Source organism: Tsukamurella sp. 8F, assembly GCF_029167375.1.
Lineage (GTDB): Bacteria > Actinomycetota > Actinomycetes > Mycobacteriales > Mycobacteriaceae > Tsukamurella.
This window is the reverse complement of sequence record NZ_JARFTP010000006.1, coordinates 31,079-57,366: the sequence shown is the minus strand read 5'-3', so window position 1 is coordinate 57,366 and position 26,288 is coordinate 31,079. Positions and strand designations below refer to the sequence as shown.

The following is a 26,288-nucleotide window of genomic DNA, read 5'->3' as shown; positions in this document are numbered from 1 at the left end:
TGCACGTATGTATCGACACTGGTCGCGGGAACGCGCGCGTTGCGGACTGGTCGGTAGCGCTCTGCTGCGATAGGAAGTACCCGGACTGGTAGATCCGGCCCGTCGGATTCGGTGGCGTCGGCACACGTAACGAAAGTGGACTCGAGTGTTCAGACGAATCGCAATTGTGAATCGTGGCGAGGCCGCGATGCGCCTCATCCACGCCGTCCGCGACCTCGCCGCGCAGACGGGTGAGCGGATCGAGACCGTCGCGCTGCACACGGATGTGGACCGCAGTGCCACCTTCGTGCGCGAGGCCGACATCGCGTACGACCTCGGTCCCGCCGCGGCTCGGCCGTACCTGAACATGGACCTGCTGGCTCAGGCCCTGCAGGAGACGGGCGCGGACGCGGCGTGGGTCGGCTGGGGCTTCGTGGCCGAGGACCCCGCCTTCGCGGAGCTGTGCGAGAAGATCGGCGTCACGTTCGTCGGTCCGTCCGCCGATGCGATGCGCAAGCTCGGCGACAAGATCGGTGCCAAGCTGATCGCCGAGGAGGTCGGGGTCCCGGTCGCCGCCTGGAGCCGCGGCGCAGTCGAGACCCTCGACGCCGCCAAGGTCGCGGCCGCAGAGATCGGCTATCCGATGATGCTCAAGGCGACCGCCGGCGGCGGCGGTCGCGGCATCCGCCTGGTCACCTCGGACGAAGAGCTCGAGGACGCGTACCAGCGCACCAGCGACGAGGCCCTCCGGGCCTTCGGCAGCGGCGTCGTATTCCTCGAGCGCACGGTGACGGGCGCCCGCCACGTCGAGGTCCAGGTCATCGCCGACAGTCACGGCAACGCGTGGGCGCTCGGCGTCCGAGACTGTTCGGTCCAGCGTCGTAACCAGAAGATCATCGAGGAGTCCGCTTCGCCCGTCCTGTCGCCCGAGCAGGTCGAGGAGCTCAAGACGGCCGCCGAGCGGCTCGCCGTGCGCGTCGGCTACTGCGGCGCGGCAACGGTCGAATTCCTCTACCAGCCGGTCGAGAAGCTGTTCGCCTTCCTGGAGGTCAACACGCGCCTGCAGGTCGAGCATCCCATCACCGAGACCGCGGTCAACTACGACCTCGTGCGCGCACAGCTGTTCGTCGCGGGAGGCGGCAGGCTCGAGGGGGAGAAGCCTGTCGAGCGTGGCCACGCCATCGAGGCCCGCCTCAACGCCGAGGACCCCGACCGCGACTTCGCACCGTCGCCCGGCCGAATCGACCGCCTGCAGCTGCCGGCCGGCCCCGGCATCCGCGTCGACACCGGCGTCAGCGAGGGCGATACCATTCCCGCCGACTTCGACTCGATGATCGCGAAGATCATCGCGTACGGCCGTGACCGCGACCAGGCGCTCGGCCGCCTGCGTCGCGCGATGGGTGAGACGACGGTGATCGTCGAAGGCGGGGCGACCAACAAGAGCTTCGTACTCGACCTGTTGGACCAGCCCGAGGTCATCGACGGCAGCGCGGACACCGGTTGGATCGATCGAGTCCGCGCCGAGGGCCGCCTCGTGTCGCATAAGCACTCCGCCGTCGCCGTCGCGGCGGCCGCGATCGCCGCGTACGAGGTCGACGAGCACCTCGAGCTGCAGCGCCTGCTCACCACCGCCGCCGGCGGCCGGCCGCAGGTCCAGCACGAATCGGGCCGACCGGTCGACCTCAAGCTGCGCGGCTCGAACTACCGCGTACGGGTCGCCCGCGTGGGAGCCCAGCGCTTCCGGGTCGCTATCGAGGCGGGCACGACAACGGGCGTCGCGGTCGTCGAGGTGGATCGGTTCGACCGGCACTTCGGCCAGATCGAGGTCAACGGCGAGCGCTTCCGCCTCGCGACCGGCGCCCCCGGCCCCGTCCAGATGATCGAGGTCGACGGTGTCGCACACCGGGTCAGCCTGGACGAGGGCGGCGTCGTCCGCTCGCCCGCACCCGCGCTCGTCGTCGCCTGCCCGCTCGAGGTGGGCGAGGAGGTCGAGGCCGGGGATCCAGTGCTCGTGCTGGAGTCCATGAAGATGGAGACCGTGCTGCGCGCGCCGTTCAAGGCCCGCCTGAAGGAGCGCGACATATCCGTCGGAAGCCAGGTCGAGGCCGGGGCGCGCCTGCTGCGCCTCGAGCCCCTCGCCGACGAGTCCGAGGTAGCGGATGCGGCGCCCGCCACCGCCGTCCCGCTGGATCTGCCGGCCGCGCCGGGGCAGACGGCCTCCATACGCGCCGCGACCGATCGCCGCGAGCTGCTGGACCTCCTGCTCGGCTACGACTACGACCCGCTCGACGAGAAGCGTCTGCTCGACGACTATGTCGCCGTCCGCGCCGAGGGTGGACAGAGCCCCGTCGCCGACGAGCTCGCGCTGGTCGAGGCGTTCTGTGACCTCGCCGAGCTCACCGCGACACGTACCGCCGGCGGCGAGGGCCATGAGCCCAGCGCATGGGAGTACTTCCGCACCCACCTGCGTAGCCTCGACGTCGAGCGCGCGGGCGTCCCGGAGTCGTTCCAGGCGAAACTGTCGGCCGCGCTGCGTCACTACGGTGTGACCGAACTGGACCGCACACCTGAGCTCGAGTCCGCGGTGTTCCGCATCTACCTCGCGCAGCAGCGCTTCCCGGCGGGCGCCAAGGCGCTCTCGGCTCTGCTGAGCGCGTGGCTGCGCGAGACGCCGCCGGACCCGGCGTCGGCGGACGCCGTCTCCGAGGCATTGGAGCGCGTCGTCGCAGTCACCGCCGGCCGATTCACCGGTCTGCACGACCTGGCGCGCGGGCTGCAGTTCGCCTGGTTCGGGCAGCCGCTGCTCCTCGCCAACCGCGCCGAGGTGTTCGCCACCGTCGGCGACCACCTCGAGTACCTCGACGCGAACCCGGACGCCGCGGATCGCAGCGAGCGGATCGCGGCGATGGTGCGCAGCACGGAGCCGCTGATCCGCCTGCTGGGCGATCGTCTGGCCGACAAGGACGTGGACAACTCCGTCATGCTCGAGGTGCTCATCCGCCGTTACTACGGAAACAAGCACGTCACGGGCTTCGAGGCGAAGGACGTCGACGGGCAGGCATTCGTTGTGGCGGACCGGCCCGAGTCCCTGCTGGTCTCCGCTGCGACGCGGTTCGAGGGCCTGCCCCGGGTGCTCGGCGCGCTGGGTGGCGTGGTGTCGCGCACCACCGACGTCGACGTGTACGTCGCGTGGGCGGACCGCCCGAGGGACCCTGAGGCCATGGCGGCCGCGCTCTACGAGGTCGTGGCCGCGAACCCGCTGCCGCGTGCCACCCGGCGCGTGACGATCACCGTCGCCGGCAGCGCCGAGTCCACGAGCCACCACTACTTCACCTACCGGCCGTCCACGACGGGTGTCGCGGAGGAGCGGCTCATCCGCGGCCTGCATCCGTACATCGCCCACCGCATGCAGATGACGCAGCTGGGTGCGTTCGACCTGACCCGTATGCCGTCCGTCGACGAGGAGGTGGCACTGTTCAGCGCCGTCGCGCGCGAGAATCCCGCCGACAAGCGGCTCGTGGCGTTCGCCCAGGTGCGCGACCTGACCGAGCTGCGCGACGACGACGGCCACCTGGTCGCTCTCCCGACCGCGGAGAACACCATCGCGGCGTGCCTCGACTCGATCCGGCGGAACCAGGCCTCGCGGGGCAAGCGCGGGCAGCTCAACACGAACCGCATCGTGCTCTACATCTGGCCGCCTAGCGAGTTCGGGCCCGACGACCTGCGCACCATCGCGCGCCGTGTCGTCGACTCGACCGAGGGTGTCGGGCTCGAGGAGATCGTCCTCATCGCACGTCAGCGCAACCCCGAGTCGGGCGAGCTGGACAAGGTCGTGCTCCGGGTCACGTTCGACGATGCGACGGGCGCCGTCGGACTGTCCCTCGGGGGCCCGAAGGTCGAGCCGGTCGTGCCGCTCGACGCCTACCGCCAGAAGGTGCTCGTCGCCCGCAAGCGCGGCATGGTCTACCCGTACGAGCTCACCGACCTGCTGGGCGAGTTCCGCGAGTACGACCTCGTGGAATCGGAGGAGGCCGGTGCTCGCGAGCTGGTCCCCGTGGATCGGCCGAAGGGCCTGAACAAGGCGGCTATCGTGGTCGGCACCGTGACGACGAAGACCGACCGGCACCCGGAGGGCATCACCCGCGCGATCCTGCTGGGCGACCCGACGAAGTCCCTCGGCGCGCTGTCCGAGCCCGAATGCTCCCGTGTCATCGGGGCCATCGATCTCGCCGAGAAGCTCGGCGTGCCCCTCGAGTGGTACGCGTTGTCCGCCGGCGCGCGGATCTCGATGGAGTCCGGTACCGAGAACATGGACTGGGTTGCGGCCGCGCTCAAGCGCATCGTCGAGTTCACGCAGGCGGGCGGCGAGATCAATGTGGTGGTCGCGGGCATCAACGTCGGTGCGCAGCCGTACTGGAACGCCGAGGCGACGATGCTCATGCATACCAAGGGCATCCTGGTCATGACGCCGGACTCGGCGATGGTGCTGACGGGCAAGAACGCGCTCGACTTCTCCGGCGGCGTGTCCGCCGAGGACAACTTCGGCATCGGCGGCTACGACCGCGTGATGGGTCCCAACGGCCAGGCACAGTACTGGGCGCCGTCGCTGACCGGCGCGCGGGACGTCCTGATGTCGCATTATGAGCACACGTACGTCGTGCCGGGCGAGAAGGGGCCGCGCTCGGTCGAGACGACGGACCCGTCGGATCGGGACATGTCCTCGTACCCGCACGAGATGGTGGGCAGCGAGTTCGCGACCGTCGGTGAGATCTTCTCGTCGGCGAACCCGGATCGTAAGAAGCCTTTCGACATCCGTTCCGTGATGCGCGCGCTGTCCGACCAGGACCACGCTGTGCTCGAGCGGTGGGCCGGGATGGCCGACGCGGACACCGTTGTAGCGGCCGACGCGCATCTCGGTGGCCAGCCCGTATGCCTGCTGGGTATCGAGTCCAAGGCCGTGCAGCGCAAGGGCTTCCCGCCCACCGACGGACCGGACAGCTACACCGCCGGCACACTGTTCCCGCAGTCGTCGAAGAAGGCGGCCCGCGCGATCAACGCGGCCAGTGGCAACCGGCCGCTGGTGGTGTTGGCCAATCTGTCCGGCTTCGATGGTTCGCCCGAATCGATGCGAAAAGTCCAGCTGGAGTACGGCGCCGAGATCGGTCGTGCAATCGTCAACTTCGATGGCCCGATCGTGTTCTGTGTGATCTCCCGGTACCACGGCGGAGCCTTCGTCGTCTTCTCGAAGACGTTGAACCCCAACATGACCGTGCTCGCGCTGGAGGGCTCGTACGCCTCGGTACTGGGTGGCGCGCCCGCCGCGGCGGTCGTCTTCGCGGGCGACGTCAACGCGCGCGTGGACGCCGACCCGCGCATCGCCGACGTCGAGGCCCGCGTGGCCGCGGTGGGCGGCGCCGAGCGGGCTGCGCTCGTCAAGGAGCTCGACGACGTGCGCACCTCGGTGCAGGCCGAGAAGATCAGTGAGTTGGCGGCCGAGTTCGACTCCGTGCACGACATCCACCGTGCGGTGCGGGTCGGGTCCGTGGACGAGGTCGTCTCCGTGGCGCGCCTGCGCCCGCGGGTCATCGAGGTCATCCAGGCGTTCGCCGGCGCGGCGAACGGAGCGAGCGGGCCGAGCGTCGAGGGATAGATGGCGGCGTACCCGCCGGTAGCTCGCACCGGCGGGTACGACCCAATAACCTGTTCGGGTGCATGTCACCGGAACCTTCACCGTAGAGCCCACGTATCCCGGCTCTCTCGCGCCACTGGCCGAACTCGCGCACAACCTGCGCTGGGTCTGGCATGGCCCCACCCAGGACCTGTTCGCCGAGCTGGCGCCCGATCAGTGGGCGGCCACGCGTGACCCACTCGAGACACTGCGTACCGCGCCGCAGGAGCGGGTCGACGAGCTCGCCGGCGACGGGGAGTTCGTCGAGCGCGTCGAGGCGGTCCACCACGAGCTTCACCAGTACCTCACGGAGCCGCGGTGGGCATCGACGCTGAATGGCGGCGCGCGGGGGATCGCCTATTTCTCAATGGAGTTCGGCGTCAGCCAGACGCTGCCGAACTACTCCGGCGGCCTGGGCGTCCTGGCCGGCGACCACCTCAAAGCCGCGTCCGACCTCGGCCTTCCGCTGGTCGCGCTGGGGCTGTTGTACGGTGCGGGCTACTTCCGACAGTCGCTGTCCGCGGACGGATGGCAGCAGGAGCAGTATCCGCAGCTCGACGCGCAACGGCTGCCGCTCTCACCGGTGCGGTTATCGGACGGCCAGCAGCTACGGGTGTCGGTTGCCCTCGATGGTGGCCGGGTACTGCAAGCCGCCGTGTGGAAGGCCGACGTCGGACGGATTCCGTTGCTGCTCATGGATACCGATGTCGACGGTAACGACGACGATCTGCGCTCCGTCACCGACCGGCTGTACGGCGGCGACGCCGAGCACCGGCTGCGACAGGAGATCCTGCTGGGCATCGGCGGCGTCCGCGCGGCCCGCGCATACTGCGATCTGACGGGCCACCCCGGCATCGAGGTCTTCCATGCCAACGAGGGGCACGCCGGCTTCCTCGGGCTCGAGCGTATCCGCGAGCTGATGGCGGTCGGGGCGGGTGACGGATCGGAGCTGTCGTTCGGGGAGGCGAGGACGCTCGCGCGCACGTCGACGGTGTTCACCACACATACGCCCGTGCCGGCGGGGATCGACCGGTTCCCCGCCGACCTGGTGCGGCGCTATTTCGGGGACGGGCAGATGTGCTCGCTGCTGCCGACGGTACCGCTCGACGAGGTGATCGCGCTGGGCGCGGAGGCGGACCCCGGCGTCTTCAACATGGCGCACATGGGTTTCCGGCTCGCGCAGCGCGCCAACGGAGTGTCGAAGCTGCACGGTGCAGTGAGCCGCGAGATGTTCGCGGGTCTGTGGCCGCAGCTCGCGGTCTCCGAGGTACCCATCGGCTCCGTCACCAACGGCGTGCACTACGGAACGTGGGCCGACCGGGCGGTGCGGGACCAGCTCGCCGACCCCCTTGCCGTCCCGGCGGACGTGCTGTGGGGCGTGCGCAACCGGGCGCGCACCGCGCTGGTCGACGAGGTGCGCACCCGCACCCGGGCGGCCTGGCTGGAGCGGGGCGCCGTCGATGCCGAACTCCGTTGGACGGAGCGGATGTTCGATCCTGACGTCCTCACGATCGGGTTCGCGCGGAGGGTCTCGACGTACAAGCGGCTCACGCTCATGCTGCGTGACCCGGAGCGCCTGCGGCGCCTGCTGCTCGATCCCGATCGCCCCCTGCAGGTGGTCATAGCCGGGAAGTCGCATCCGGCCGACGACGGCGGTAAGCACCTGTTGCAGCAGCTGATCGGGTTCATCGACGACCACGGCATCAGGCACCGGATCGCATTCCTGCCCAACTACTCCATCGGCATGGCCGGTTACCTGTACCACGGCTGCGACGTGTGGCTGAACAACCCGCTGCGGCCCCTCGAGGCATGCGGTACCTCGGGCATGAAGAGCGCCATGAACGGCGGCCTGAACCTGTCCGTGTTGGACGGTTGGTGGGACGAGCTGTACGACGGGCACAACGGCTGGGCCATCCCGTCGGCGGTCGGGCTCGACCCGGGGCGGCGTGACGACATCGAGGCCGCGGCGTTGTATGAACTGCTGGAGAACGAGGTGGTGCCGACGTTCTACGGCGACCGGGATGCCGCGGGAGTGCCCGCACGGTGGTTGGCGCGGGTGCGACACACGCTAGCGGTCACCTCGCCGGAGGTCTCCGCCGACCGCATGGTCCGCGAGTACGCGACGGACTACTACCGTCCCGCCGCGCAGTCCTCGCGTGCCACCGCGCCCAGGATCCGAGAGCTCGCCGCCTACGCCGAGCGGGTCCGAGCCGGGTGGCCCTACCTGCAGGTCGGTGCGTCCGATGCGGAGGTGTCCGCAGACGGTGTGCGTATCGCTGCCGACATATCACTCGGATCTCTTGCGCCGGAGGATGTTCGGGTCGAGGCCGTGGTCGGCACAGCCGACGAGGCGGGCGAGTTGCGGGACACGGTCACCGTGGCGCTCGGGGCCGACGGCGTCGATGAGGCGGGCGTCCGCCGGTACCAGGCGACGATCCCGGCGCGCGTGGGACACTTCGGCTTCGCGGTGCGTGTCCTGCCCACGCATCCATTGCTGACCGGACCGGCAGAGCTGGGGTTGGTGCGCTACGCAGGATGAGCTCGTTCTGGCCGTAGACCTCGGCGGCACGAAGGTCGAAGCGGCGCTGGTGGATCCGTCCGGGCGGGTACTGCCTGATACGCGGTGCCGGGCGGCTACCGGTTCCGCGGCGTCGATCCATGAGCTCTCCTCGGTGGTCTCGTCGGTGGTCCGCGAGGCACTCGGCGGCCGGGCGGTCATCGGCGTAGGCGTCGCGGTGCCCGGGCCCGTCGACGAGGCCACCGGGGTGACCTCACCGATCAATCTCCCGGTGCTGCACGGGTTCCCTCTGCGTTCGCTGATCGCCGAGGTCGCGGGGGAGGAACACGTGGAGTTCCGGCGCGACGGCGTCGCGCTGGCGCTGGGTGAGCATTGGCTGGGAGCCGGGCGGGGCGTGTCCGCTCTGCTGGCCGTCACGGTCTCTACGGGGATCGGCGGCGGTGTCCTGATCGGCGGTCGGGCCTTGGGCGGTAACGCCGGGCATATCGGCCAGATCGAGGTCTCGGGGCTCACGGGAGGGGATTGCCTGGGTAGGACGACGATGCTCGAGTCGGTTGCGTCCGGCCCGCACATCGTGGAATGGGCACGGGCGCAGGGCTTCAGCGGGACGTCGGGTGAAGAGCTGGCCATCGCATACGCCGCGGGCGATCCGCTGGCGGCGAGCGCCGTGGCACGCTGCGCCGAGGCCGTCGGGCAGGCGATCGGCAGCGCACTCGCGCTCGTTCCGGTGGACGTGGTATCGGTCGGCGGCGGGTTCTCCCGTGTGGCAGACGATCTCGTTTCCCGCATCGGTGAGGTTGTGGCCGCACATCCGCTGCCGTATGTGGCTGCGACGCCGGTCTTGCCTGCGGGGCTGGGTGCGGATGCGCCGCTGGTGGGTGCTGCGGCACTGGTGTACAGGTCTTCGCTGCTGCCGCGGGTGGGGTCGTCGTGAGGCTGGCGCCGGGAGATGCTCGGGCGCTGTGGATGTCGTCCATCATCCCGAGCGACCAGTTCCTACTGTACTGCTTCGACGGCGCGGTGCCGATGGGGACGGCCGCCGGGCAGGTGCGCTCGCGCGCGCGGCGGGAGCCGGCCCTGCGTGCACGGGTGGCCAGGGTTCCTTTCGATCTGGACTACCCGCATTGGGCGGCAGCAGATTCCGCTGACGTGCTGGTCCGGCCGGGCGGCTCGTGGGAAGTGGTACGCGATGCCGTAGCCGACCTCTTCTCCGACCCCGTGGATCCGTACGTGCTGCCGTGGCGGATGCACCTGTTCGGACCCGTGGACGGCGCGCCGCGGTGTTCCGGGCCGGCCACGGTCGCGGTTCTCCAGGTGTCGCATGCGCTCGCGGACGGGCGCCGCGCGGCGGATCTGGCGCGAGCGCTACTCTCGGCCGATACCGTTGCGCCGCAGCCGTTTCCTGTGCGTTCCGGGTTCGGCTCTGCACTGTTCGGTGCCGTGCGCCTTCCGCTGCAGGTGATACGCACTGTGCGGTCCGGGCTCGAGGTCGCAGACATTCGTGCCGATCTGGACCGACGGACCGAGGCCGGTGAGCTTCCCCCGCCCGCTGTGCCGTGTCCGCCGACCGCGCTCAATGTGCGCCCGGGTGAGCGTCGCGATGTGCGGCCGCTGGTGCGGGACGCCGCCGGGTTCGCACCGCGGGGCGTGAGCGTCACAGTGGCAGGTACGACGGCGGTATCCCTTGCACTGGAACGTTACCTGCGCGTGAATGGTGACGATGTCCCGCGCGCGCTGGCGGCGGAGGTCACGGTCGCGCGCCCATCCCGCGGTGCCGAGCGGAACTCGTTCCGCAACGTGTCGGTGCCGCTGCACCCGGGCACTCCTCCGGCCCTGCGGTTGCGGCTCATCGCGCGGTCGCTCGCTGCGGCGCGCGAGCGGGCGGGCGACCCGGCTTGGGACGCGCTCGGGGAGCCCGACCGCGCAGTCCCCGCAGCATTGGCGCTCATGGGTATCCGCGGTTTCGACCCCGGCGTGCGGCCGGACACCGTCGGGGGTGCCACGGTGGTGTCGTCGGTGAGCCGCGGTCCCGCCGATCTGGAACTGTGCGGCGCGCCGGTCGCATTCACGGCCGGCTTCCCCGCACTCTCCCCGGTCATGGGTGTCACCCACGGCATCCACGGCCTGACCGGCGCCGCAGCGGCCGGGGCCGCGGGCCCTGTTTCCGGTGCTGGTGGCGGCACCGTGACAGTGACGGTCACCAGCGCGCCGGAGGCCGTCGCCGACCCGGACCGCTACGCCGAACTGCTCGGCGCGGCCCTCGACGAGGTCCGCGATGCTTGACTCTCCCCTCGGGAGGAGACCGCATACTGGGCGGCATGGAGCCCGCTGGACCGCGCCGCATGCCGATCGGGATGTTCTCCCGCGCGAGCCTGCTGTCGGTGAAGCAGCTCAGGCGCTACCACGAGAACGGAATCCTGGTGCCGGCGTTCGTGGACCCGCTGACCGGCTACCGGATGTACGACGCGTCGCAGGTCTACGACGCTGCGGTGCTGACCAGGCTACGCGCGCTCGACCTGCCGATGGCCGACGTCGCCCGGGTGCTCGCGGCGCGTGACCCGGAGGTGACCAGGGAGGTGCTCGCGGAGCACGACCGTGTGCTGCGGGCGCGACGAGATGAGCTGGAGGCGGCGATCGTGGCGTTGCAGCAGGCGCTCGGCGCCCCGGCGGGGCACACTCCCACACACCTTCGCGCATTCGCGGGCGGTCACACGCTGCAGATCACGGGGCGCGTCGCCCCGGACGCCTTCGGCGACTTCATGGGGCCGGCGTTCGACGAGCTCGAGCGGTTCGCGGCCACCAACGGTGTGACGGTCGACGAACCGGGCTGGGCGACGTATCCGGCCGAGGTCACCGATGTCGAGGAGGTCGCCGCGATCCTCATGATCGGGAGTGACGACGCGGCCCGCATAGGCCCGGGCGAGGGGCGGGTGCGGCGCGGTCGGCTCGAACCAGCTCTGTGCGCGGTGGCCGTACACGCCGGGAGCTTCACGACGATGGCGGACACCTACGGGCCGCTGGGTATCTGGGTCGCAACACACGCGGAGAGCGCCGGACTGCCGGTCCTCGAGAGGTACGTCGTCGCACCGGGTGAGGTCAGCGATCCCGATGAGCTCCGCACCGAGATCTGGTGGCCGATCCGGGCTGGACGGCCGAGATGAAGGAGAATCGATGGCACTGAGACTGCAACAGATCAATCTGGACTGCGCCGATGTCGCCGCGCAGTCGGCGTTCTGGTCCGCGGCGCTGGACCTGCCCGTCGACCCGAGCGACGGCAACGCGTTCATGCGCACCATCAACGCCGCGGGCGAATCGCTGCCCCGGCTGATGTTCCTCGCGGTCCCCGAGAGTAAGACGGTCAAGAACCGCATGCACCTCGACCTCGTGTCGGAAGATCGGATCGCCGAGGTCGCGCGTCTCGAATCCCTGGGCGCCGAGCGGGTTCGCGACTACGCGGAATACGGCTTCGTGTGGACGGTGCTCCAGGATCCCGAAGGCAACGAGTTCTGTGTCGCCGACGGGCACGGTTCGCCGGCTCAGCCGTGACGGCGTCGGTCGACGGCGGATTCGCGAGGTGGAGCGTCGGTCGTGTCGCCCACCACGAGTTCGGTGGGGAGAGCGACGGTGGGCAGGGGTGCACCGTCGATGGCTGCTAGGAGGGCCTGGGCCGCCAGGCGCCCCTGTTCGACGATGTGTTGGCGGACAGTGGTGAGCCGGCGGCCGGTGAATCCGTCGATCCGCACATCGTCGAATCCCGCAACCGAGAGGTCCCGCGGCACAACCAGTCCCGACTCTTCCGCGGCCTGAACCACCCCGACGGCGAGCAGGTCCGACTGTGCGATGACGGCCGTGACGTCGACCGGGATCTCGGCACTGCGGCCGGCGTCGATAGTGCTGTCGGCGGCGTCGACCAGCACGGCGTCGGGGAAGACGTCGCGGGCACCGGCGGTGCGCGCCTCCTCGACGCGGCCGCGGGGCAGCCGCACGACGGCGATACGGCGATGCCCGAGCCCGTACAGGTGCCGGGCCAATCGCGCCGTTGCGGCACGGTTCTCGACTCCGACGCAGCCCTCGTCGTCGACCTGATTCCCGGCGGTGATCACGGGTACGCCGCGGTGCGCCATCGCCGCGCGCAGGCGCGGGAGTTGGTCGGAGCAGCCGGCGGCGACCACGCCGTCGACCGGCGAGGTGCGCAGGCGGTCGTCGTCGAGGGTGTCGGGGATGAGAAGGACCGAGGTCGACGTCGCCGTGAGCGCGGCCGTCACGCCCTCGAGGATTCCGATGACGACGGGGTCGCGGAAGGCGCGGCGCACCGAGTCGTCGATCTGAACGCCGACGATACCGGTGCGCCCGCTGCGCAGTGACCGCCCGCGCGGATCAGGCCCCGCGTAGCCGAGCGCCTTCGCAGCCGTGAGGACGCGTTCGCGGGTTGCGGGGGTGATGGGCTTGCCCTCGGAGAACGCGAGGGATGCGGTGGACAGGGAGACCCCGGCCTTGTCGGCGACATGGACGAGCGTCACCCGGGTTGACTCGCGCGGCATGGCCCCATAGCGTAGACCTCACCGCTTCGAAACGTTTCGAATGGCGGACGGAAGACAGAGAAGACTAAGAATCGGAACGGTCGAATACCTTCGATCGTGTGGAGAGGAGTCCGGTGGCCGACCAGGTGGAGACGCTGGACCGGGCCGCGGTCCGCAGCTGGCGCAACTCGGTACTGGCGATCTTCGCGCTCAACGGTGTGGTGCTTGCGAGTTACCTTGGTCGACTCCCGCAGATCCGCGATGACCTCCGGGCATCGACGCTCCAGGTCAGCCTCCTGACGTTCGGGCTCGCGGTGGGGGCCGTAGTGGGGCTGGTCGTGTCGACCACGCTCGTTGCGCGTGTCGGCCCGCGACGAGCCATCGCGTGGGCGCTGCCCGCGTTGGGATTGACCGCGATCGGTGCGGCGGCGGGCGCGGAGTCGGGCGTATACGTGCTGACCTTGGCGCCGCTGGTGCTGCTGGGGGCCGCGAACAGCATCACGGACGTGGCCATGAACCTCTCCGGCGCCGACAACGAGCGCGGCCTGGGGCGGCCGGTGATGCCACTGTTCCACGCCGCGTTCTCGCTCGGAACCGTCGTCGGTGCGATCGCCGCGGCCGTTATCCAGGCCTCACACATCGGCGTCCTGATCCACCTCGCCGTAGCCGGTGGGCTCGCGGTGATCGCGGGCGTGCCCGTAGTACGGCCGCTCCCGTACTTCGCCCACGATGCGGACGACCACGAGCCGGTATCGGCCACCGAGCGATGGGCCGTGTGGCGCGACCCCAGGACCCTCGCGATCGGTGTCGTGATGCTGGGCATGGCGCTGGCCGAGGGCAGTGCCAACGACTGGCTGGCGCTCGCCATGGTCGATGACCACCACGTGTCGAAGCCGGTGGGCACGTTCACCTTCGGCCTGTTCGTGGCGGCGATGACGCTCGGGCGAGTGATCGGTACTCCGGTGCTGGCGCGGTTCGGTCGCGTCGTGGTGCTGCGGGCCTGCGGTGGCCTGGCGTTCTCCGGGCTGGCGCTGGTCATATTCGGGCCGACATGGTGCGCGTATATCGGCGTGGTGCTGTGGGGAGTGGGCGCCTCCCTCGGCTTCCCGGTCGGCATGTCCGCCGCCGCCGACGATCCGCGACTGGCCCCCGCTCGCGTGTCGGTGGTGTCGACGATCGGCTACATCGCTTTCCTCGCCGGTCCGCCCGTCATCGGCGCGCTAGGCGAGTACTTCACCATCCTCGGTGGCCTGGTAGTGGTGCTGGTCGCGATCCTGGTCTCCACCGCCGCGGCCCCCGCCGCTCGCGAGGGTGCCGTCATCCACTGAAGTGTCGGGTCTTCGCCGCCGTCTCCGTCCGGCACCCTCCGTGGGCTTCGTTCGAGGCGCTGTACTCGGGGCGGCGCTGCACCGGTCACGGGGGACTCGAGTGCAGATCTCCACAACTTGGGTGCACGTATCCACGCACCGGCCGGGGATCTGCAGTGGAGATGTGCACCCAATCCCTGGAGGTGCACCCGACTGCGATCACGATGCACAACGACGCACGGCCCCGCATCCGCGACCGGTGAACCGGCGAACCGGTGGAAGAGTCAGCGCACGAACATCTGCCAGGCGAGCGCAGCCGCGAGCGCCCCGACGCCGTTGAGTGACCAGTGCAGTGCGATCGGCGCGATCAGCGAACCACTGCGCTTGCGCAGCCAGGTGAATACGAAACCCGCCGCGCCGGTGGCGGCGACAGCGCCGAGGATGCCGGCGATCTGGGCCCACGGGCCGGCGCCGAGGATCTTGGTCAACCCCGCGTTACCGCTGGTCAGCCCCAACGATGACGCGACATGCCACAGTCCGAACAGCAGGGATCCCGAGACTGCGACCCAGCGGAAGCGCAGAGCGCGCGAAAGCGTGCCGTGCAATGCGCCGCGGAACGCGAGTTCCTCTGGAATGACGGTCTGTAGGGGGATGATCACCATCGACGACACGACGGCGGTGGAGAGAGTGGCGTAGCGGTCGTTGAGGAACAGCGATCGGGTGACGGGCAGTGCGGCGCCGATCGCGATCACGGCCACGACCAGCACTACGGCGGCCGCGGCGTACTTCGCACCCGACCGCCAATGCTCGCGGCCCAGTCCGAGTTCGTGCCACCCGAGGCCGCGGTGCCGCGCGATTCCGATGAGCGCGACGGCGGCGATCGGAACCGAGATCAGGGATGCCAGTGACGTCGTGAAGTGTGCGACGAGGTTGGTGGCCACCAGCACCGCGACGACCACACCCACGTCGAGCCACATGCGGAGGTCGCGCGCAGCGCGCAGGGCGGAGTGGGCCCCGTGCGCTGTCGCCTCCGATGCCGCGTGCGCCGCCTGTGCGACGTACACATGGCCGACCGACACACGACCGGCGGACGCAGGAGCGATCGAGGGAGTACTCGGATGAGCGCTCTGATCAGCGGTTCCGTCGGTCGCAGGGGTCACACGTACACCATTCCCATCGTCGGAGCGACGTCGCAGCTGGTGGTCTTGCCGGCGGCGTCCTTCCACACCATGGTGCCGTATACCGACGACAGAACGCGACCCTCGCCGGCGTCGACGATCGCCGTGTACGTCGCCGGGCCCGACTCGTGGTTGATCTTGTCGTTGGGCTCGAGGTCTGCCGTGCCCTGCTTGTGCGTGTCGAGGTTGACCCACGACACGGTGAGCGGTTTACCGGAATCGCCGTCGACGGCCACGCCGGTGCCCGGCACGGTGAAGACGTATCCGGTCTGCCCCTTGCCTGGGCCGGGCGCAGGGACCTCCTGCGGGCCTGCGACGACGACGGCGGTGCCGATCGCGTTCCCGCTGGAGTTGCTCTTCGACGGCGCGACGCACTTCGAGGCGATGGTCGGGTACAGGAACTGCTGGACGCGCGGAGTGTCGCGGGTGACGGGCGCAGTGGGACCGTTCGGGTCGACGGCGTTCTTGCCGGAACCGTCCACGAAGCCGATGACGCTGCCGCCCATGGAGCGGACCTGCGGCGGGAGGTTCGGCATGGTCTTCAGTGCGGTGGTCGCCTGCGCGAGGGTCGCGGGATCGACGCCCTTGCCGTCGGGCCCGGACTGCGTGAGCGTGCCCATGAGCGCGGGGATATAGGCCTGCATGCCGGCTACGACGGACGGATCGGCCTTGGTCGCGGGGGCGGGGATGTTGGGCGGGAGCGGAGCGGCCGAGGCGGTCCCGATCGTGGCCATCCCGACCGCTGCCGTGAGGGCGACGGTGGTCGTCGCGATCCGACGGGTCAGGGTGCGGGGGTTCATGTGCGTCGTACGTCCTTCTATGAGCGCGGCGTGCCTCGTCGCGGCGCCGAGGGGCGCGCGATCTGTGGCACTCGCATGACGATCGTCCCGTAGGGCGGACCCGTTACGCAAACTCACGCCCGAGGAGATGTGATGTGCATCTCACCGTAGTGTTGGGGTCGTGACCGCGGCGAACCGAGCAGCGCAGGGCGGCGCCGCGGCTTCCCGTTGGGCCGTGGCGGTGCTGGCGCTCTCCCTGCTGTCGCGGATCGTGTGGGTCCTGGCGGGCGCGCACACCCGCACCTTCGTCGACCTCCGGGTGTATCTCGTCGCCGCGCGGACCGTGGGCCTCGGCGGGCTGTACGACTTCGCGCTGTCGGAGTACACGCCGACGCAACCGCTGCCCTTCACCTACCCACCGTTCGCGGCGCTGTTCTTCTGGCCGCTCGGCTGGCTGCCATTCGGCGTGGCCGCCGCGGTGTGGCTCGTCGTCACGTTCGCGCTGCTGTTCCTCGTCATAACGATGTGTCTGGCCCTGCTCCGCGCGCACCGCGGCGAATCGCCCCTGCTCGCGGATGTCCCGCGCACGCATTCGTTCGCCTGGACCGCGGCGGTGTTATGGCTCGATCCCGTGCGCACCAACCTGGACTACGGCCAGATCAACGTGGTGCTGATGGCGCTCGGTGTCGGAGCCGCGTACCTGACGGTCCGGTGCGCGGGCCGGCGCGGCGACCTCCTGCCCGGCTTCTTCATCGGTCTCGCCGCCGGGATCAAGCTGACGCCCGCGGTGGGCGGGTTGTTCCTGCTGGCCCGGCGGCGGTGGCTCGGCGCGGTCTTCTCGGGCGTGGTGTTCGCCGGCACCATCGGGGTGGCGTGTCTGGCGATGCCGAAGGAGACGCGCCGCTACTTCACCGTCCTCATCGGGCAGACGGGGCCGATCGGCGACCCGGCGAAGATCGACAACCAGGCGCTGCGCGGCGCGCTGTCCCGGTTCGCGGGGCACGACCTCGCAACCGGGCCCGTGGTGCTCGCAGCTATCGCAGTGGCCGGGGTGCTGCTGGCCGGCGCCTGGTGGGTGTGCCGCCGTTGCGACGCGCTCATAGCCCTGGTGTTGGTGCAGATGTTCGGGCTGTGCGCCTCGCCGATCTCGTGGATCCACCATTTCGTCTGGGTGGTACCCATGCTGATATGGCTGGTGCATGGGCCGCTCTGGAATGCGCCGCCTGCGCAGTCCCGCCCCGCCCGCGCGCTCGTGGTGGTGACGTTCGCCTATTGCCTGCTGGGCGTGCACGGCATGAACGGCCTGCTGGCGGTTGTAGGTGTGCACGCCGGCCTCGGGTGGGCGCTGTGTCTCTGCCCAGGCCTGCTCGTCACGATCGGCCTCGTCGTCGTGGTCGGCAGCGGCCGGCGGACGCTCGAGGGAACGGCTGCGCCGACGCCCGTGGCGGGTGGAACCGCTCGTCCTGCGGTGTGAGCCGATCTGGGTAGTGTCTCCCGCATGATCACGGCATTCGCCCGCCGCGCGGCCATCGCCGTCCCGGCCGTTCTCGCCGCGGGAGCGCTCCTCGCGGGCTGCTCGACGAGTACCGCACCGTCGTCGCCCTCCGCTTCGGGTGGGGCTCCGGTAACGGGCACCGTCACCCTCGTCACGCACGATTCGTTCCACCTGCCCGACGACGTGCTCGCCGCGTTCACGAAGCAGACCGGACTGAAGGTCGATACGGTGGAGTTCGGGGATGCGGGCACGCTCGCGACGAAGCTCAGCCTCACGGCCGGTTCCCCGCCCGGCGACGTCTCCTTCGGCGTGGACAACACGTTCGCGTCGCGGACCCTGCAGGCCGGCGTGTTCCAGGCGTACGCGTCGCCGGCGGCGGCGAACGGCGCCTCCACGTTCGGGCTACCGGGGGAGAAGCGGCTCACGGCCGTCGACTACGGCGACGTGTGCCTCAACATCGACACCCGCTACTTCTCCGAGAAGAAGCTCCCCGAGCCCAGGTCGTACGACGACCTGGTCGACCCGAAGTACAGGGGCCTCACGGTGGTGGAGGACCCGAGCACGGCTTCGCCGGGGCTGGCGTTCCTGCTCGGGACGATCGCCACCGATCCGAACGGTTGGCAGAACTGGTGGCGCAGACTCGCCGCGAACGACGTGTCCGTCACCTCGGACTGGAATACGGCGTACAGCTCCGAGTTCTCGGGCTCGAGTGGGAAGGGGCCGCGCCCGATCGTGGTCTCGTATGCCTCGTCGCCCGCCGCGGAGGTGGGCAAGGACGGCAGCGCCCCGGCCACCAAGGCGCTCCTGGACACGTGCTTCCGTCAGGTCGAGTACGCGGGGGTGCTGCGCGGAGCGAAGAACGTTGCGGGAGCGCAGAAGTTCATCGACTTCCTGCTCTCTCGGCAGGCGCAGGCCGCCATGCCCGATTCGATGTACGTGTACCCCGTCACGCGCGGGGTGCAGCTCCCGTCGGCATGGGCGAAGTACGCGCCCGTTCCGGACAAGCCGGCGTCCCTGACGCCGCAGCAGATCGCCGACGGCCGTGACGGGTGGTTACGCGCCTGGCGGCAGGCGCTGGGTAGGTGAGTCGAGTTCGCAGGAACTCCGGCCCGGCCCTGGCGCTCCTCCCGGCGCTCGCCGTCGTCGGGGTCTTCTTCCTGTGGCCGGTCGCGGCGATCATCGTTCGGGGCCTGGTCACACCCGGTCCGACGCTCGGTGACGCGCTGACCGGGGTGCGCGCGGGTCACCTCGTGTGGTTCACGCTCTGGCAGGCCGCCGCATCGACGGCACTGACCGTGGCGCTCGGGTTGCCCCTCGCCTGGCTCTCGGCGCGGGCGCGATACCGAGGCCAGCGCGCGATGCGGGTCCTCGTCACCGTTCCGTTCGTTCTCCCGACGGTCGTGGTGGGGGTCGCCTTCCGCGAGGTCTTCGCGGCCGATGGGCCGCTCGGATTCCTGGGGCTGTCCGAGACCGTGTGGGTGATCCTGCTCGCGCACGCGTACTTCAACGTCGCGGTCGTTGCGCGCCTGGTCGGTGGCGTGTGGGCCGGAATGGATCCGCGCACCGAGGAGGCGGCCCGCACCCTCGGCGCGGGGCCCGTGCGGGCGTTCCTCACCGCGAGCCTGCCCGTGCTCGCGCCCGCGATCGCATCGTCGGCGGTCGTCGTCTTCCTGTTCTGCGCCACCAGCTTCGGCATCGTCCTCATCGTGGGTGGCACCCGCTTCTCCACCGTCGAGACCGAGATCTACCAACAGGTGGTGGGTGCCTTCGACCTGCCGACCGCGTCGGTGCTGGCGCTGGTACAGGTCCTGATCGTGATCGCGGTGGTCGTGCTCAGTCAGGTGCTGCGCGCGCGGGTGGCGGCGCCACCGGCGAAGTGGTTGCAGCACCGACGAATTCGGAACGGGCCGCGAACATGGCTCGCGATCACGGCGGGTGCGGCGATCACCGTCGGGCTTCTGATCCTCCCGATCCTCTCGCTCGTGTGGCGGTCGCTGCACCCCGACCCGTCGGGAGCAGCGGGTTTGGACGCGTACCGGGCGCTGACGGCGGCAAGCGGCGGCGTGGTACCGCTCAAGGCCTTGCAGATGTCACTGGTCACTGCCCTCCAAGCGGGCGCCCTGGCGCTCGTGCTCGGCGTACTCGCGGCCGTGGCGGTGACCCGCCTGCGCGGGCCGTTGGGGCGGTTCGCGGACGCCGTGCTGATGCTGCCGCTGGGCGTGAGCGCCGTGACGCTGGGCTTCGGCTACCTCGTGGCGACGGCGGCGCTGCCGCTGTCGTGGCGGTCGTCGGGGGTATGGCTCCCGATCGTGCAGGGGCTCGTCGCGCTGCCGATCGTGGTTCGGGTCGTGGCGCCCGCGCTGGGTGCGGTCGACCCGCGCCTGCGGCAGGCCGCCGCGGTACTGGGCGCGTCGCCGGCGCGGGTCTTCCTGACGGTCGACGTCCCCACTGTGTTGCGGCCCCTCGGCGTCGCCGCGTGCTTCGCGCTCGTCATCACGCTCGGCGAGTTCGGTGCGGCGGGATTCCTGGTCCGTCCCGAATCCATGACCCTGCCGGTGCTGGTAGCGCAGGTGATGAGCCGACCGGGCTGGGGGAACGCGGCCCTTGCAGCCGCCTGTTCGGTGCTCCTCGTCATGGCGACGGTGGCTATCGTCGCAGTCATGGAGGCGGTGCGCCGCGACGACCCGGCACAGGCGGAGTTCTAGGTGTTGGAGCTGGATTCGATCACCGTCACGTACGGGCGGCGCGTCGCGGTGGACTGTGCGTCGCTGCGCGTGGGCGGCGATGCACAGGTGCTCGCACTGCTCGGGCCGTCCGGGTGCGGGAAGTCGACGCTGCTGCGTGCGGTCGCGGGACTCGAGCCGCTCGCCGGTGGACGCGTGACTCTCGACGGCCGGGACCTCGCCGGTGTCCCGACCCATCGACGCGGCTTCGGCGTGGTCTTCCAGGACGGGCAGCTCTTCGGACACCGGAACGTCGCCGGGAACATCGCGTACGGGCTCACGCGTCAGGGCTGGGACCGTTCGGCGGCGGCCGAGCGGGTCGAGGAGCTCCTCGCGCTGGTCGATCTGGAGGGCATGGGGAAGCGGGCGGTGACGCGCCTGTCCGGCGGTCAGCAGCAGCGCGTGGCCCTGGCCCGCGCGCTGGCCCCGCGCCCGCGGCTACTGCTTCTGGACGAGCCTCTGTCGGCGTTGGATCGGCAGCTGCGCGATCGCCTGGTCGACGATCTGGGACGGATCCTCCGCGACGAGGGCGTGCCCGCGCTCATCGTCACGCACGATCACGACGAGGCGGTCGAGCTCGCGGACGCCGTCGCGGTCATGGACGATGCGCGCATAGTGCAGACCGACCGTCCCGGACGGCTCTGGAGACGGCCGCGCACCGCGCGCGTAGCCGAGTTCCTCGGCTACGGGGTGGTGGTCGACGCCCACGTGCACGACGGGGAGGCGTCGTCTGCGCTGGGTAGCGTCCTGGTCGACGGGCCGGACGGGGACTTCGCGCTGGGCCTGCGGCCGGGCTCCGTCGTGCTCCAGGCTCGCGGCGTGCCCGCGCGGGTGGTCCACAGTGCGCCATCCGCCGACGGTGTCCGCGTCCGCGTCCGCGTCCGCGTCGGGGCCGGGGACGCGGCCATCGACGTGGACGCGCTCGGTGACGCCGCGCCCGCCGACGGGTCGACGGTGCGTGTGGCGCTCGACCCGCGGCGGGTCGCTCTGATCGGCTGATCCGCCGGGCCTGGGAACCGTACACATCGGACGTTCGCGCGACTTCACGCGCGCACCCTGGAGCGGGTCAGCGTAGCCTTCACTCATCATCGGGCCCGGCGGAGCGTCACCGCAGGTCCGGTACCTGTTCGATCTCCAGTGGGGAGTGCGATGTTCGCGACGCTCGTAATCGGCCTGCGCGAAGGGCTCGAGGCCGCGCTGATCGTCGGGATCATCGCTGCGTTCCTCAAGCAGCAGGGCCAGAAGCGGGTACTCGCGTGGATGTGGATCGGCGTCGCCGCGGCGGCCGCGGTGTGCGTGGCCGTCGCCGTGGGGCTCGAGGTGCTCGCCGCCGACCTGCCGCAGCGGCAGCAGGAGCAGCTCGAGACGGTGATCGGTGTGGTGGCCATCGTGATGGTCACGTACATGATCGTGTGGATGCGGGGCCACGCTCGGAACCTCAAGAAGGAGATCGAGGCGGCCGCATCCGGCGCCGTCGCGAACGGCTCGGCGATCGCGTTCGCGTCGATGGCCGGGCTCGCGGTCCTGCGTGAGGGTCTAGAGACATCGGTGTTCCTGGTCGCCGCCTTCAATGCGAGCAGCAATGCGGTGCCGGCCGGCCTTGGTGCGGTGCTGGGTATCGCGATCGCGGTCGTGCTGGGCTACGGCATCTACCGCGGCGGCGTCCGTATCAATCTCGCCCGCTTCTTCAAGGCCACCGGACTGATGCTGGTCCTGGTGGCCGCGGGCCTGGTGATGACCGCGTTCCACACCGCGCACGAGGCGGGCTGGCTCGACGCCGGACAGCAGCAGGTCGTCGACCTCACATGGCTGGTGCGGCCGGGGTCGCTGCAGTCCTCACTGCTGACGGGCGTGCTCGGACTCCAGCCCAGGCCGGTGCTCATCGAGGTGCTCGGATGGATCGTCTACGTGGTCGTGATCGGCGGCATCGTGCTGTGGCCCGCCGAGCGGGCGCTGCCGCGGCGCGCCGCAGGCGCCGTGGTCGGCGCCGCCGCGGTGGCGCTGCTGGTGGCCGCGGGTGTCGTCGCGGCCACCGCGCCGTCGGTGCCGGCAGGGCCCGCGGCGTCGCTCGCGCTCGAGCCCGACGGTCCAGGGGCGGCGACGGGGATCCTGGCCGGGCATGCGGTCACGGCGCCCCGCGAGGTGTCGGTGACCGCGCAGACGCTGCGCACGGGAACGGTCGCGACCCCCCTGACCTCGCTCACCGAGGTAGACGATGCGCCGGGCGGCACGCGCTATCAGCAGGTCGTCAGCCCGGACCTGGACGTGGAATCGCTGGTGGCGGACGCGCCCAGGACCGTGACACTCGCGCAGATCATCGCGGCGAACGGTGGGCGCACGCCCGTAGGGCTCAACACGTCGACGTTCGGTGACTCCGCACCCGTCGTCTACACGGCATCCGCCGACGTGGTGATCACGCTCGACTCCGTGCACCACCGGCCGGTCGCGGCCACGGTGTCGTACGCGGTGACCGCAACGGCGACGCCTGCCCGCGGGGCGGCGACCGTCCTCGGTAAGGTTGCGACATTCGCTGCGGCGCATGCTCTCTCGCCTGCGGAGGCGGGCGCACTCGCGGCCGACTCGGACCGCCGGGCCGCGCACGATTCGCGGACGGGGCCCGTGCCCGCCTCACTCGCGGTCGTGGGCCTGATCGCACTCATCTCCGCAGCGCTGTTGCTGCGGCCCGAGCTCGCCGGGGCGCTGCGCCGCCGGCAAGGAACCTCTCCGGACGACCGGCATCCGGCCGGGAGCGGAGAGACGCAAGAGAAGAAGGAGATTCGCCGATGAGGGGTTCTCGATTCCTGACGGCGGGCACCGCTGTGCTGTCCGTCGCCGTACTGGGCGGTGGGGTGCTCGCGGGCTGTTCGAGCAGCGGCGGTGACGACAAGGGCGGCGGCGACGCCGGCAAGCCGAAGACGGTCAAGGTGGAGATGACGGCGGACGGGTGCAAGGCGACGCCGGACAGCGTCTCCGCCGGCCCCGTGACCTTCGAGATCACCAACACGAACGCGGCCGCGGTCACCGAGGTCGAGCTCATCCTCGACAACCGGATCCTCGGCGAGCGCGAGAACATCGCTCCCGGCCTGGCGGCGGTGTCCTTCTCGCACAAGCTCGATGGTGGGACTTACGAGCTGTACTGCCCGGGCGCCACCAACGAGAAGACGAAGTTCACCGTGACCGGCAAGGCCGCGCAGGCCACCGGCACCGTAGCCGACCAGCTCAAGCAGGCTGCGGCGGACTACAAGACGTACGTGGCGACGCAGGTCGGGTCGCTGGTCGACTCGACGAAGGCCCTGACGACGGCGGTCGACAACGGTGACCTCGCCGGGGCGAAGGCCGCGTACCCCAAGGCTCGCCCGTTCTACGAGCGCATCGAGCCCGTGGCCGGTGCGTTCTGCACCGACGGTTCCACGGACTGCTCCGACAAGAACTCGGTGAGCCTGGACTTCGCGGTAGACGCACGGCCGGCCGCAGTCGGGCCGACCGACAAGTGGACGGGCTTCCACGTGCTGGAGAAGCAGATCTTCCAGGCCGACAACCTGGACGGGATGAAGCCGGTCGCCGACGACCTGCTCAAGAACGTGCAACTGCTGCAGAAGGTCGTGAACGAGCCCAAGTTCGGTTTCGCGCCCGCCGACATCGTCAACGGCGCAGGCGACCTGCTCGACGAGGTCTCCACGACCAAGCTGACCGGCGAGGAGGAGGCGTACTCGCACATCGACATCCTGGACATGCAGGCGAACATCGAGGGCTCCGAGCAGGCGTTCGCGATGGTCAAGCCGGCACTGAAGACGATCGACCCCCAGCTGACGCAGACGATCACCGATGCGTTCGCGAAGGTCGACTCGTACATCGACACCTTCCGTGACGGCGCGCAGGTCGGCGGCTTCAAGTTGTTCACGCAGGTGTCCGACGCCGACAAGAAGAACATGGCCGCGGCCGTCATCGCGGTCAAGGACCCGCTGGCGACCGCGGGCGGCAAGATCGCGGCGGCGAGCTGAGTTGAGTCGCAGCGATACTCCTCCGGACAGCCCGGCTGATGACGGCTCGGGTGCTCCGGACGCGCCGGCCCCGGCGGGGCGCCGGTTCGGGCGCCGCGGATTCCTGTCCGCGGCCGGCCTGACCGGCGCCGGTGTCGTGGCCGGCGCGGTCGCCGGCGGAGGCGTCGCGTACGCCGTGTCGACAGATCGCTCGGACCCCGGCACCGAGACAGTGCCCTTCTACGGCGACCACCAGGCGGGAGTGGTCACACCGCAACAGAACTCGTTGGTCTTCGCGGCCTTCGATGTGAACGACGGCGTGGACGTCACCCGGCTCCAGGCCACCCTCGCGCGGTGGGCTGCGGCGGCGAGCCTGATGACCGAGGGCAAGACCGTCGGACCCGTGGAGACGCGGGCGGGTTCGCCACCCGCGGACACGGGGGAGGCATACGACCTCGGGGCCCACAGGCTCACGATCACCGTCGGATTCGGGACGACGCTGTTCGACTCCAGATTCGGCCTCGCGGACAAGATGCCCGCGGCACTGAAGCCGCTGGGACAGTTGGCCGTCGACACCTCGATCGACCCTGCGATCAGCGGCGGGGATCTGTGCGTACAGGCATGTGCGGAGGACCCGCAGGTCGCCTTCCACGCCGTGCGCAACATGGCCAGGATCGGCCGTGGCGTGGTCACCATCCGTTGGCTGCAGGAGGGTTTCGGCCGTGCCTCAGCGACGTCCACCTCGCAGGTCACTCCGCGGAATCTTCTGGGTTTCAAGGACGGAACCGCGAACATCAAGGCGGAGGACCCCGGCGTCGCCGATTCTCAGGTGTGGGTGGGCGACGAGACCGACCAGCCCTGGATGAAGGGCGGCAGCTATCTGGTGGCGCGGAAGATCCGAATGCACGTCGAGGCATGGGACTCCGACGACATCACGGATCAGGAGCGCATCTTCGGACGGGTCAAGGATTCGGGTGCCCCGCTGTCCGGTGGTAGTGAGTTCACGGCTCTGGACTTCGCGAAGAAGGGCTCCGACGGTGCGACTCTCATCAACCGCCGGTCGCATGTGAAACTCGCGCATCCGGACAACAACGGTGGCGCGCAGATCCTCCGGCGTGGATACAACTACACCGACGGGATGGACACGCGCACAGGCACTCTCGCGGCCGGATTGTTCTTCATCGCGTATCAGAAGGACGCGCACAAGCAGTTCGCGCGGATCCAGAACAGCCTCGCCGAGGACGGGCTGAACGAGTACATCACCCCGATCTCGAGCTCTCTCTTCGCCGTTCCGCCCGGCCTGAAGAAGATCGGCGACTGGTACGGCAAGGAGATGTTCGGCTACCGGGGCTGACGCGATCGTTAAGCTGCGCTACACGGGGCGGTAGAAATATTCGCTGGTGTCGGTCACCTTGCGCGAGTTGACTCGAAGGCGACCAACCGACGCCAGATCGAGGTGAACCCGCCATGCAGCACGAACGCTCCCACTCCCGTATCGTCCCGCGCCTCGTCACGCGGGCGCTGCGCAGGTTCGGCGAGTTCCGTCGCACGCAGCTCGAACTCATCGAACGGCGGGACATCCTGCTCGAGCCGTGGACTCACGACGTCCTGCACTGGGGCCCCGACGGGACGTTGCACGGCAGCATCGCCGGGCGTGGGCTGCGCCCGCCCGTCACCAGGGGCGGCTGGTGTCCCTGCCTCCCGTTCGACGCGATCGCCTCGGCCGCAGGCGACGGCGACCGTCGCGGCTGCGGAGACACGACGGACGACCCGCTCAGCTGCTGATCCGGCCGTGCTGGCTCGCCGGCGACGGATCAGTTCTTCGCGCCCACACGGCCGGGGTTGGAGCGGATGTGCTCGAGCGAGCTCTGGAGCTGCTTCTTGGAGGCGCCGTGTGCGGCCATCCGATCGAGTTTGTGGATCACGACGGGGCACCTCTCGCAGCGGACCCGTTTGCGGCAGCACTTCTTCTTGGGCTTGCTGCCCACGAGCTTGTGCGCCTTCGTCTTACCCACTGAAAAAGGGTAGCGCGTCCCTGCTCTACCTGCGCAAACGCGCAGCGAATCGAGGAATTCGGCCACCGGGCAGTAGCCTTGACCCCGACCCGGCGGCGCGCGTGCGCGAACCGCCACCTCCGTCGT

At 70.1% G+C, this 26,288-nt stretch carries 19 protein-coding genes; 15 read left to right on the top strand and 4 right to left on the bottom strand.

Annotated elements, in window-relative coordinates; all coding sequences use genetic code 11:
• Window positions 1-145: 145 nt before the first annotated feature.
• From P0W64_RS06475 to P0W64_RS06450, 6 genes are read left to right on the top strand one after another with little or no spacing between them, the layout of a single operon-like run.
• Window positions 146-5,629, top strand: coding sequence for a carboxyl transferase domain-containing protein (locus tag P0W64_RS06475; protein WP_275479259.1), 5,484 nt, complete (start codon window positions 146-148; stop codon window positions 5,627-5,629).
• Window positions 5,630-5,687: 58 nt separating this feature from the next.
• Window positions 5,688-8,186, top strand: a complete 2,499-nt coding sequence (glgP, locus tag P0W64_RS06470) for an alpha-glucan family phosphorylase (RefSeq protein WP_275479258.1) — start codon at window positions 5,688-5,690, stop codon at window positions 8,184-8,186.
• Window positions 8,187-8,193: 7 nt separating this feature from the next.
• Window positions 8,194-9,099 carry an ROK family protein gene (locus P0W64_RS06465; RefSeq protein WP_275479414.1) on the top strand — a complete coding sequence of 302 codons (906 nt, stop codon included), beginning with the start codon at window positions 8,194-8,196 and terminating at the stop codon, window positions 9,097-9,099.
• Window positions 9,096-10,448, top strand: a complete 1,353-nt coding sequence (locus tag P0W64_RS06460) for a wax ester/triacylglycerol synthase domain-containing protein (protein ID WP_275479257.1) — start codon at window positions 9,096-9,098, stop codon at window positions 10,446-10,448. The genes P0W64_RS06465 and P0W64_RS06460 overlap by 4 nt, the downstream gene beginning before the upstream one ends.
• A 35-nt stretch (window positions 10,449-10,483) precedes the next feature.
• Entirely contained in the window at window positions 10,484-11,326 is an 843-nt protein-coding gene (locus tag P0W64_RS06455; RefSeq protein ID WP_275479256.1) for a GyrI-like domain-containing protein, read from the top strand.
• A 10-nt stretch (window positions 11,327-11,336) separates the two neighbouring features.
• Window positions 11,337-11,711, top strand: coding sequence for a VOC family protein (locus P0W64_RS06450; RefSeq protein ID WP_275479255.1), 375 nt, complete (start codon window positions 11,337-11,339; stop codon window positions 11,709-11,711).
• Here the strand turns inward: P0W64_RS06450 and P0W64_RS06445 are convergent.
• Window positions 11,702-12,706 (bottom strand): LacI family DNA-binding transcriptional regulator, encoded by a 1,005-nt coding sequence (locus P0W64_RS06445; protein ID WP_275479254.1) that lies wholly within the window; start codon window positions 12,704-12,706, stop codon window positions 11,702-11,704. The genes P0W64_RS06450 and P0W64_RS06445 overlap by 10 nt on opposite strands.
• 98 nt (window positions 12,707-12,804) lie before the next feature.
• Between P0W64_RS06445 and P0W64_RS06440 the strand changes: the two genes are divergently transcribed.
• A complete protein-coding gene (locus P0W64_RS06440; RefSeq protein WP_275479253.1) occupies window positions 12,805-14,013 on the top strand; it encodes an MFS transporter in 1,209 nt (402 codons plus the stop codon).
• A 263-nt stretch (window positions 14,014-14,276) separates the two neighbouring features.
• Here P0W64_RS06440 and P0W64_RS06435 read toward each other — a convergent pair whose 3' ends face one another.
• Together P0W64_RS06435 and P0W64_RS06430 are read right to left on the bottom strand one after the other, a co-directional pair.
• Window positions 14,277-14,969, bottom strand: a complete 693-nt coding sequence (locus P0W64_RS06435) for a CPBP family intramembrane glutamic endopeptidase (RefSeq protein WP_275479413.1) — start codon at window positions 14,967-14,969, stop codon at window positions 14,277-14,279.
• A 179-nt stretch (window positions 14,970-15,148) separates the two neighbouring features.
• Window positions 15,149-15,970, bottom strand: coding sequence for a hypothetical protein (locus P0W64_RS06430; protein WP_275479252.1), 822 nt, complete (start codon window positions 15,968-15,970; stop codon window positions 15,149-15,151).
• A 160-nt stretch (window positions 15,971-16,130) separates the two neighbouring features.
• On the opposite strand from P0W64_RS06430, the gene P0W64_RS06425 reads away from it, so the two are divergent.
• The 8 genes from P0W64_RS06425 to P0W64_RS06390 all read left to right on the top strand — a co-directional run bounded on the left by P0W64_RS06425 (window position 16,131) and on the right by P0W64_RS06390 (window position 25,932).
• A complete protein-coding gene (locus P0W64_RS06425; RefSeq protein ID WP_275479251.1) occupies window positions 16,131-17,423 on the top strand; it encodes a glycosyltransferase 87 family protein in 1,293 nt (430 codons plus the stop codon).
• Window positions 17,424-17,447: 24 nt separating this feature from the next.
• Window positions 17,448-18,530 (top strand): thiamine ABC transporter substrate-binding protein, encoded by a 1,083-nt coding sequence (locus P0W64_RS06420; RefSeq protein ID WP_275479250.1) that lies wholly within the window; start codon window positions 17,448-17,450, stop codon window positions 18,528-18,530.
• Window positions 18,527-20,149, top strand: coding sequence for an iron ABC transporter permease (locus tag P0W64_RS06415; protein ID WP_275479249.1), 1,623 nt, complete (start codon window positions 18,527-18,529; stop codon window positions 20,147-20,149). The genes P0W64_RS06420 and P0W64_RS06415 overlap by 4 nt, the downstream gene beginning before the upstream one ends.
• Complete coding sequence (locus P0W64_RS06410; protein WP_275479248.1) at window positions 20,150-21,166, top strand: ABC transporter ATP-binding protein; 1,017 nt, start codon at window positions 20,150-20,152, stop codon at window positions 21,164-21,166.
• Between the two features lie 150 nt (window positions 21,167-21,316).
• The gene (gene efeU, locus P0W64_RS06405; protein ID WP_275479247.1) at window positions 21,317-22,954 is read left to right on the top strand and encodes an iron uptake transporter permease EfeU; all 1,638 of its coding nucleotides are present in this window, start codon (window positions 21,317-21,319) and stop codon (window positions 22,952-22,954) included.
• Window positions 22,951-24,168: an iron uptake system protein EfeO gene (gene efeO / locus P0W64_RS06400; RefSeq protein ID WP_275479246.1), complete on the top strand. Its 1,218-nt coding sequence runs from the start codon at window positions 22,951-22,953 to the stop codon at window positions 24,166-24,168. The genes efeU and efeO overlap by 4 nt, the downstream gene beginning before the upstream one ends.
• Window position 24,169: 1 nt before the next feature.
• Entirely contained in the window at window positions 24,170-25,501 is a 1,332-nt protein-coding gene (efeB, locus tag P0W64_RS06395; RefSeq protein WP_275479245.1) for an iron uptake transporter deferrochelatase/peroxidase subunit, read from the top strand.
• A gap of 113 nt (window positions 25,502-25,614) precedes the next feature.
• Window positions 25,615-25,932 carry a hypothetical protein gene (locus P0W64_RS06390; protein ID WP_275479244.1) on the top strand — a complete coding sequence of 106 codons (318 nt, stop codon included), beginning with the start codon at window positions 25,615-25,617 and terminating at the stop codon, window positions 25,930-25,932.
• 29 nt (window positions 25,933-25,961) lie between these two features.
• Here the strand turns inward: P0W64_RS06390 and P0W64_RS06385 are convergent, their stop codons facing one another.
• Window positions 25,962-26,162, bottom strand: coding sequence for a hypothetical protein (locus P0W64_RS06385; RefSeq protein ID WP_275479243.1), 201 nt, complete (start codon window positions 26,160-26,162; stop codon window positions 25,962-25,964).
• Window positions 26,163-26,288 lie beyond the last annotated feature (126 nt).